General features: G+C 65.1%; 11 protein-coding genes and 1 pseudogene. 8 read left to right on the forward strand and 4 right to left on the reverse strand.

Annotated features, from left to right (window positions below; genetic code table 11):
• Positions 1-421 (reverse strand): acyclic terpene utilization AtuA family protein (locus WB785_RS21960; protein ID WP_424081782.1); only part of this gene is annotated, 421 nt, incomplete at its 3' end.
• A gap of 223 nt (positions 422-644) precedes the next feature.
• Between WB785_RS21960 and rpmF the strand changes: the two genes are divergently transcribed.
• The 7 genes from rpmF to WB785_RS21995 all read left to right on the forward strand — a co-directional run bounded on the left by rpmF (position 645) and on the right by WB785_RS21995 (position 5,878).
• The gene (gene rpmF, locus WB785_RS21965) at positions 645-818 is read left to right on the forward strand and encodes a 50S ribosomal protein L32 (RefSeq protein WP_424081784.1); all 174 of its coding nucleotides are present in this window, start codon (positions 645-647) and stop codon (positions 816-818) included.
• Positions 819-943: 125 nt separating this feature from the next.
• Positions 944-1,630 carry a response regulator transcription factor gene (locus WB785_RS21970; RefSeq protein ID WP_424081799.1) on the forward strand — a complete coding sequence of 229 codons (687 nt, stop codon included), beginning with the start codon at positions 944-946 and terminating at the stop codon, positions 1,628-1,630.
• Positions 1,630-3,156 (forward strand): ATP-binding protein, encoded by a 1,527-nt coding sequence (locus WB785_RS21975; RefSeq protein ID WP_424081786.1) that lies wholly within the window; start codon positions 1,630-1,632, stop codon positions 3,154-3,156. The genes WB785_RS21970 and WB785_RS21975 overlap by 1 nt, the downstream gene beginning before the upstream one ends.
• A 57-nt stretch (positions 3,157-3,213) precedes the next feature.
• On the forward strand, positions 3,214-4,623 hold the full coding sequence (locus WB785_RS21980; protein ID WP_424081788.1) for a S1C family serine protease: 1,410 nt from the start codon (positions 3,214-3,216) through the stop codon (positions 4,621-4,623).
• Complete coding sequence (locus WB785_RS21985; protein ID WP_424081790.1) at positions 4,623-5,165, forward strand: MogA/MoaB family molybdenum cofactor biosynthesis protein; 543 nt, start codon at positions 4,623-4,625, stop codon at positions 5,163-5,165. The genes WB785_RS21980 and WB785_RS21985 overlap by 1 nt, the downstream gene beginning before the upstream one ends.
• Positions 5,166-5,172: 7 nt before the next feature.
• Positions 5,173-5,319, forward strand: coding sequence for a hypothetical protein (locus WB785_RS21990; protein ID WP_424081791.1), 147 nt, complete (start codon positions 5,173-5,175; stop codon positions 5,317-5,319).
• A gap of 139 nt (positions 5,320-5,458) precedes the next feature.
• On the forward strand, positions 5,459-5,878 hold the full coding sequence (locus WB785_RS21995) for an MscL family protein (protein ID WP_424081801.1): 420 nt from the start codon (positions 5,459-5,461) through the stop codon (positions 5,876-5,878).
• 18 nt (positions 5,879-5,896) lie between these two features.
• On the opposite strand, the gene WB785_RS22000 is transcribed toward WB785_RS21995, so the two are convergent.
• Both WB785_RS22000 and WB785_RS22005 read right to left on the reverse strand, forming a co-directional pair.
• The gene (locus WB785_RS22000; RefSeq protein ID WP_424081793.1) at positions 5,897-6,568 is read right to left on the reverse strand and encodes an SAF domain-containing protein; all 672 of its coding nucleotides are present in this window, start codon (positions 6,566-6,568) and stop codon (positions 5,897-5,899) included.
• 65 nt (positions 6,569-6,633) lie between these two features.
• The gene (locus tag WB785_RS22005) at positions 6,634-6,972 is read right to left on the reverse strand and encodes an FmdB family zinc ribbon protein (protein ID WP_424081795.1); all 339 of its coding nucleotides are present in this window, start codon (positions 6,970-6,972) and stop codon (positions 6,634-6,636) included.
• A gap of 62 nt (positions 6,973-7,034) precedes the next feature.
• On the opposite strand from WB785_RS22005, the gene WB785_RS22010 reads away from it, so the two are divergent.
• A complete protein-coding gene (locus WB785_RS22010) occupies positions 7,035-7,751 on the forward strand; it encodes an HNH endonuclease family protein (protein WP_424081797.1) in 717 nt (238 codons plus the stop codon).
• On the opposite strand, the pseudogene WB785_RS22015 reads toward WB785_RS22010, so the two are convergent.
• A pseudogene (locus WB785_RS22015) lies at positions 7,748-7,871 on the reverse strand (5-formyltetrahydrofolate cyclo-ligase); the annotation flags it as partial. The gene WB785_RS22010 and the pseudogene WB785_RS22015 sit on opposite strands and share 4 nt — an antisense overlap.

Genomic DNA, 7,871 nt, shown 5'->3' on the forward strand with positions numbered 1-7,871 from the left:
TGCCCCAGCCGCCCAGGTAGGCATTGGCCGTCAACGGCGTGCCCAGCCCCAGTTCCTCGGCGCGCGGCAAAAGGTCGTCGCCTTCGACGTGGGCGACTCGGGCCGGAACGCCTACCCGCTCGGCCAGGCTGCGGATCGCGTCGGCGAGGCCGGCGGGATTGAGGCCGCCGGCGTTGGCGACGATGCGTACCCCGCGATCGTGGGCCAGACCCAGGCACTCCTCGAGTTGGGTCAGGCAGGTCTTTGCGTAGCCGCGATCAGGGTGCTTCATCCGGTCGCGGCCGAGGATCAGCATGGTCAGCTCGGCCAGATAATCGCCGGTCAGGTAGTCCAGATCGCCGCCGGTGAGCATCTCGCGCATCGCGGAGTGCCGGTCGCCATAAAACCCCGAGCAGTTGCCAATCCGGACCGCGGACTTCATGCGTGTCCTCCCTCCAGCCGACAGCCGGGCGGCCACCAACCAACCGGTAGGTTAGCGGGTACCGCGGGTGTCACGTCAAGGATGCTCCCTTTTCCGGCTGCCACGTTCGGGTGCCGATTTTTGTGAGCAGCAGGGCAGGAGACTATTATTGATCTCAAATTGGTCGAAACCGCGCCGTCGAGGCTGCTCGTGCGCGACCCCCTACCAGTAGTTAGGCCCGATTATGGCTGTGCCAAAGCGCAGGATGTCGCGCGCGAACACCCGGAGTCGGCGCGCGCAGTGGAAGGCTGACAAGCCCGAACTTGTTGGCGTGACGGTGGCCGGCCAACAGCACAAAGTGCCACGCCGGTTACTCAAGGCGGCGCGCCTCGGCCTAATCAACCTGGATCGCCGCTAACTTTTCCGCCATGAGTCCCGCCGTCCGGCAACGAGGCCGGCAGCATCGCGACCCGACGAAGGGCAGGGCAATCAGCTTCTGTACCTCTCAGGCCGCTCTCAGGCGATTGGATGAAACTGGTGGCCGTGCGAATTCTTGTCGTTGACGACGATCGAGCTGTGCGCGAATCGCTGCGCCGGTCGCTTTCCTTCAATGGCTATTCAGTCTCGTTGGCAGAAGACGGGGTAGAAGCTCTGGAGATGGTAACCGCCGATCGGCCGGACGCGCTCGTCCTCGACGTGATGATGCCGCGGCTGGACGGCCTAGAGGTATGCCGTCAGCTGCGCAGCACCGGAGACGATCTGCCGATCCTGGTGCTGACCGCCCGCGACACGGTTTCCGAGCGGGTCGCCGGCCTGGACGCCGGCGCCGACGACTACATCCCGAAGCCGTTCGCTCTTGAAGAGCTGTTGGCCCGCTTGCGCGCGCTGCTGCGCCGCACCAGGATCGAAGAAGCGGGCGAATCCGTGGCGATGACGTTCGCGGACCTCACCCTAGACTCGGTGACCCGCGAAGTTACTCGTGGGCAACGCCAGATCAGCCTCACCCGCACCGAATTCGCGCTGCTGGAGATGTTGATCGCCAACCCGCGACGGGTACTGACCCGCAGCCGGATTCTGGAAGAGGTGTGGGGCTTCGACTTTCCCACCTCAGGCAACGCGCTGGAAGTCTATGTCGGATACCTGCGTCGCAAGACCGAAGCAAATGGAGAGCCGCGGCTGATCCACACCGTGCGAGGAGTGGGTTACGTGCTGCGTGAAACACCGCCCTAATGCCCTTGTTCCGCCGGCGACGTCGAGCTCAGCTGCGAGCCAGCACCTCGTTATCGCTGCGGTGGCGGGTGATGCTGCTGGCGATGTCGATGGTGGCGATGGTGGTCGTCTTGATGGCCGTCGCCGTCTACGCGGTGATCTCCGCCGCACTGTACAAGGACATCGACAACCAGCTGCAGAGCCGGGCTCAGCTACTGATCGCCAGCGGATCGTTGGCCGCCGATCCCGCGAAAGCCATTGAGGGCACAGCCTATTCGGATGTCAACGCGATGCTGGTGAATCCCGGCCGATCGATCTTCACGGCCAACCAGGAGGGCCAGACACTGCCGATCGGGCCGCCGGAAAAGGCCGTCATCCGCGGTGACCTGTTCATGTCGCGGCGTACGGCGGCCGATCAGCGAGTACTGGCAGTACACCTGCCAAACGGCAGCTCGCTGCTGATATCCAAGAGCCTGGCACCGACCGACGCGGTGATGACGAAGTTGCGTTGGGTGCTGTTGATCGTCGGCGGGGTCGGCGTCGCGGTCGCCGCGGTTGCCGGTGGGATGGTCACCCAGGCCGGACTGCGTCCGGTGGGCCGGCTGACCGAGGCGGCCGAACGGGTGGCACGCACCGACGACCTGCGGCCCATCCCGGTATTCGGCAGCGACGAACTGGCCCGGCTGACCGAAGCATTCAACTTGATGCTGCATGGCCTGGCGGAATCTCGGGAACGTCAGACTCGGCTAGTCGCCGATGCGGGTCACGAGCTGCGCACCCCGCTCACATCGCTGCGCACCAACGTCGAACTGCTGATCGCGTCAAGTGAACCGGGTGCGCCGCCGCTGCCCGAACAGGAGATGGCCGATCTGCGCGCCGACGTGATTGCGCAGATCGAGGAATTGTCCACGCTAGTAGGCGATTTGGTGGACCTGACCCGAGACGACGCTGGCGAAGTAGTCCAGGAGCCGGTCGACATCGGCGAGGTCATCGACCGTTCTCTGGAGCGAGTACGACGGCGCCGCAACGACATTGAGTTCGACGTCGACGTGACGCCGTGGCAGGTCTACGGCGATTCTGCGGGCCTGTCGCGTGCAGTGCTGAATCTGATGGACAATGCCGCGAAGTGGAGTCCGTCAGGGGAGACCGTCGGAGTCAAGCTCAGGCAATTGAACCCAACGCATGCCGAGTTGGTGGTATCCGACCACGGACCGGGGATCCCGGTGGCTGAGCGGGCACTGGTGTTCGAGCGGTTCTTCCGCTCGACCTCGGCGCGCGCGATGCCGGGCTCAGGTCTTGGGCTGGCGATCGTCAAACAGGTCGTGCTCAAGCACGGCGGAGCGCTTCGTGTCGAAGACACCGTTGCAGACGGCGACCCGCCGGGAACGTCGATTTACGTATTGCTGCCCGGACGGCCGATCCCCACGTCGGAGTACCCGCCTGCTGAGGCGGCTGCGGCAGATGTTAAGGCTTCGTCAAAACCGGGGAACTCTCTAGGTCCAGCGAACGTTATCTCAGTCGAATCTCAGACCACGCAGGCAGGGTAATTATCCAGTTACTGTTAAGTCTGAACCGACTGCCCAAGGAAAGAGCGACCTAGCGACATGACGAATCACCCGAGGTATTCGCCACCGCCGCAGCAGGCCGGGTACCACTCGGCGCCCGACCAGCGTGGGGCCCCAGGCTATTCCAGCCATGGGCAGCAGCAAACATATCCTCAGCAATTCGACTGGCGCTACGGCCAGCAGCAGCCCTACCGGCAGCCGTACGGCTCGTTCGGCGGTGGCCCGGCCGGCGGCCCGCCGCCGCAACTGGGTGTACCTCGAAAGCGTTCTCGCGCAGGAGCATTGGCGGCCGGTGCATTGGCGATTGCGGTCGTATCGGCGGGCATCGGCGGCACGGCGGCGTCGGTAATCGCGCACAACGGGCAGCTGCCTTCTATCGCCGACGGAACGTCACTGGGCGGCGCGGCTCCCAGCGTGCCGGCCGCCAACGCCCCGGTAGGCACTGTCGAACAGGTCGCCGCCAAAGTCGTGCCCAGCGTGGTCATGCTCGAGACCAATCTTGGTCGGCAGTCCGAGGAGGGCTCGGGCATCATCCTGTCTTCCGACGGCCTGATCCTGACCAACAACCACGTCGTCGCCACCGCGGCCAATCCCGGCCACCCGAATGCGCCGCGCGAGCGTGGCGGCCCGCGGGAGCCAGAGCCAGATGGCCCCCAGGACCCGGACAGCGAGCCTCCCACCGGAAAGCCGAAGACCACGGTGACCTTCTCTGACGGGCGCACCGCGGAGTTCACCGTCGTGGGGGCGGACCCCACCACCGACATCGCGGTCGTTCGGGTGCAAGGCGTTTCCGGCTTGACGCCCATCGCTCTCGGGTCGTCAGCGAATTTGCATGTCGGCCAGCCGGTGATGGCGGTCGGGTCGCCGCTGGGGCTGGAGGGCACGGTCACCACCGGCATCGTCAGCGCAATGAACCGGCCGGTGTCGACGACCGGCGAGACCGGTAACCAGAACACCGTCCTCGACGCGATTCAGACCGACGCCGCGATCAACCCGGGTAACTCGGGCGGCGCGTTGGTCAACATGAGCGGGCAGTTGGTCGGAGTCAACTCTGCGATTGCCACGCTGGGCGGCGATTCGCCCGATGCGCAGAGCGGTTCAATCGGGCTTGGCTTCGCGATTCCGGTCGATCAGGCCAAGCGCATCGCCGACGAGTTGATCAAGACGGGAACAGCGTCGCACGCGTCACTGGGCATCCAGGTCACCAACGACAAAGGCACACCTGGCGCCAAAGTCGTTGAGGTGGTGCCCAACGGAGCGGCAGCAGCCGCCGGCCTGCCCAGCGGAGTCGTGGTGACCAAGGTCGACGACCGTCCGATCAACAGCGCCGACGGGTTGGTTGCCGCCGTGCGATCCAAAGCACCCGGCGACAAAGTGACGCTCACGTTCAAGGATCCCTCGGGTGATACCAAGACCGTGCAGGTCACCCTGGGCAAGGCCCAGCAGTGATGAGAGTCCCCGCATCGTGGTCGGACCCCAGATATACGGTTGCAACCATGGAACAGAGCGCGGAGTTGGTGGGCAGGGCACTCGTCGTCGTCGTCGACGACCGAACCGCCCACGGCGACGAGGACCACAGCGGGCCACTTGTCACCGAGCTCCTCACCGAAGCGGGATTCGTTGTCGACGGCGTAGTGGCCGTCGCCGCCGACGAGGTGGAGATCCGCAACGCACTCAACACCGCGGTGATCGGGGGAGTGGATCTGGTGGTATCGGTCGGTGGCACAGGCGTCACGCCGCGCGACGTAACCCCCGAAGCAACCCGCGACATCCTCGATCGCGAACTCTTCGGCATCTCCGAGGCCATCCGAGCGTCGGGGTTGGCGGCCAACATCATCGATGCCGGCTTGTCACGTGGCCTGGCGGGTATCTCGGGGAGCACCTTGGTGGTCAACCTCGCGGGTTCGCGATACGCAGTGCGCGACGGTATGGCGACGTTGAATCCGCTGGCGGTCCGGATAATCGCCCAACTCTCGAGCTTGGAGATTTGACTCCGGCATGACCAGCCCGCGCGGCGCCGACCGAAGCAAGCTCGACGAGATATTCGGGACAGAGCTGCCGCAAGAGTCGAGCGACGACGCTGATCGTGACGCCGATCATCGCGAGCAGTGGCTGAGGGAGAACGTCCCCCCACACCACATTTGAACGGTTGGGGATGTCACAGCAGGAATACCCTTGCGTGATTAATTCGCCGCAAAGCCCGCAATCACCGTCCTAGGGACATACGGTTTTTGCGGGCGATCTTGTGTCGCCCTAGTAATTCGTGGCGATGGAGGTGGCTTTCGTGTTCAAAGGATTCAGGGATTTCGTAATGCGGGGTGACGTGATCACCGTCGCTGTTGGTTTGGTCGTCGCCTTGGCTTTCTCAAACCTGGTCAAGGCCTTCACCGACAGTGTGATCAATCCGCTGGTCGCCGCAGCACAGCCCCATACCACCTTCGGGTTGGGCTGGCAGCTCGGCAATGCAGGCAACAAGGAGACTTTCGTCGACATGGGAGCGTTCATCGGGGCGATCGTCTACTTCATAGTCTTCATGACCACCATCTACGTCGTAATCGTCTTGCCCTACAAGCACATCCAGAAGCGCCGTGGGGTAACCGTGTTCGGTGATGAGCCCGCGACCAAGGCGTGTGGCGAGTGCATGTCCGACATCCCTGAGGCCGCGCACAAGTGCAAGTACTGTGCCAGCGAGCAGGCTGCCTGAGACATCTTTCGCCCGCACTCAATGCAGGGTGAGGGTGACGGTCTGCGTCAATGCGGCGCCGGCCACCGCGTTGGCCGAGGCGGCCGGCAGTGCCACCAGCACCACCCGGTCGCCGGTTGCGGCTGCGGCCTTTTGCTTCGCCGAGACCAGCACGACGATCGCATCGGTGGCTATGACGCTGGGACCCTTCGGGCTGGATTGGGAGGCGGACTCTGACGCGGCGACCACGTCGACGACATCGCCAGGTCGGACCAGGTCGGCCAGTGCGCTGTCGGCGGGGTGCACCGGCACTATCCGGGCGTCCGGTCCCGCCGCCGACTCGGCCAATCGGCGACTCAGCAACCGCACGTCGGTCAGCACTTCGCCGCGCCGCGCCGGCCCAGCCAGCGTGGACCCGACGACCGTGCCGACGTCGGACTGTGACCCGTCGGGAATGGTTGGGACCAAACGGTTTTCGAGTCGGAGGTCGTCGGCAGTCAGCGCGGTGCCCGGGCTGAGATCGCGGGCCGCGACCACCACCCGAGCACGGTCACCGTCTGGGTTGTGCCGCAGCGCCGCAACACCGGCGAGGACGACGAGCCCGGCCGCGGCAATTCGGCGGGCCAGCACGGTTCGCGACCAATCCGGGTGCAGCCACTGCGAAATTCGGGTCGGCAGCGACGGATTCAGCGATTTGAAGGATTCCGCCATGCCGCAACGGTAAGCGGGGCCGGCTCATACCCGCGGCCGCTGGCAAGCCGCTTGTGGATAATCCGCTAGCTGGCGGCGGCGGACGCCGACTTGGCTGTCGCCGAGTCCGACTTGGTGCTCGACGTGCTCGAGCTTTCCGAGGAGCTGGACTTGTCGCTACCACTCGACGTGTCGGTGCCTGACGACGAGCCGGTCTTGGCGGAGCCGTTGGTCGGGCTTTTCGCCGACTCGCGGCTGTCGGTGCGGTAGAAGCCGCTGCCCTTGAACACCACCCCGACGGAGTTGAACAGTTTGCGCAGCCGACCGGCGCACTTCTCGCAGGTGGTCAAGGTGTCGTCAGTGAAGGCCTGAACCACATCGAAGCGGTCACCGCAGTCGGTGCACGCATAGCTGTAAGTCGGCACAGAAACCTCCGTGATGGTCTAAACGATTAGCACTCTACAGTCTCAAGTGCTAGAACCGCTATGTGGCGCGTGTCATTCCCGCCGGGCGCGGCCGGTACCGGGACACGCTGGCCTGGGTAATCATCGTCGCGATCGCAGTCGGCGTCGGTTGGTTCTACCTCCACGACCAGCGAAGCCGAAAGGCCGTCCCGCAGGAGTTTCCCGCCAACCCCGCCTTCGGCGTGGCGCGGCGCCGGCTCGATGCACTGCCCGTCAAGGGCTGGGACCGCTTCCACGACTTCAGTCGCGCTCGGTTCGGCGAGCCATGGAGTGACGACGTCAACGTCGAGTTCGGCCACAACGGCTGCAACACTCGCGACGACATCCTGCGTCGCGACCTGGCCGACCTGCAGCTGCGGTCCGGCACCTGCTTCGCGCAGCGCGGCGTCCTGCACGACCCCTACACCGGGGCGACCGTCGTCTTTGTCCGTGGGCCGGACAGCTCGCCCGTCGTGCAGATCGATCACGTGGTGTCGCTGTCGGACGCCTGGTACAAGGGCGCGCGGTTCTGGGATGACCAACGCCGCCGAGACTTCGCCAACGACCCGCGCAATCTGCTGGCTGTGGCCGGTCAGGCCAACTTCGACAAGGCGTTTCGCGACGCCGCATCGTGGTTGCCGCCGAACGCGGCGTTCCGGTGTGCGTTTGTCGCCCGTCAGGTCGAGGTCAAGACGGATTACCAGCTGTCGGTGTCGGCCAAAGAGAAAGACGCGATGCGCCGCGTGCTGCAGTACTGCTAACCAGCACTGCCGCCCAGCTCGATCAGGCCGCGGGCGGGGGTCAGCGCGTGCGTCATCGCCACGTCGTGCGGCTCGCGCGGTAACTCCTCGAGCAGCTCTTGATCGCGGATCACCGCGATC

The sequence above is a fragment of the Mycobacterium sp. genome, from assembly GCF_049585075.1.
Lineage (GTDB): Bacteria > Actinomycetota > Actinomycetes > Mycobacteriales > Mycobacteriaceae > Mycobacterium.

Bases quoted from the DNA above. Each gene is read 5' to 3' on its own strand.
- WB785_RS21990 (WP_424081791.1), top strand. From the start codon at position 5,173: ATGACCAGCCCGCGCGGCGCCGACCGAAGCAAGCTCGACGAGATATTC.
- WB785_RS22000 (WP_424081793.1), bottom strand. From the start codon at position 6,568: ATGGCGGAATCCTTCAAATCGCTGAATCCGTCGCTGCCGACCCGAATT.
- WB785_RS21980 (WP_424081788.1), top strand. From the start codon at position 3,214: ATGACGAATCACCCGAGGTATTCGCCACCGCCGCAGCAGGCCGGGTAC.
- rpmF (WP_424081784.1), top strand. From the start codon at position 645: ATGGCTGTGCCAAAGCGCAGGATGTCGCGCGCGAACACCCGGAGTCGG.
- WB785_RS21975 (WP_424081786.1), top strand. From the start codon at position 1,630: ATGCCCTTGTTCCGCCGGCGACGTCGAGCTCAGCTGCGAGCCAGCACC.
- WB785_RS21985 (WP_424081790.1), top strand. From the start codon at position 4,623: ATGAGAGTCCCCGCATCGTGGTCGGACCCCAGATATACGGTTGCAACC.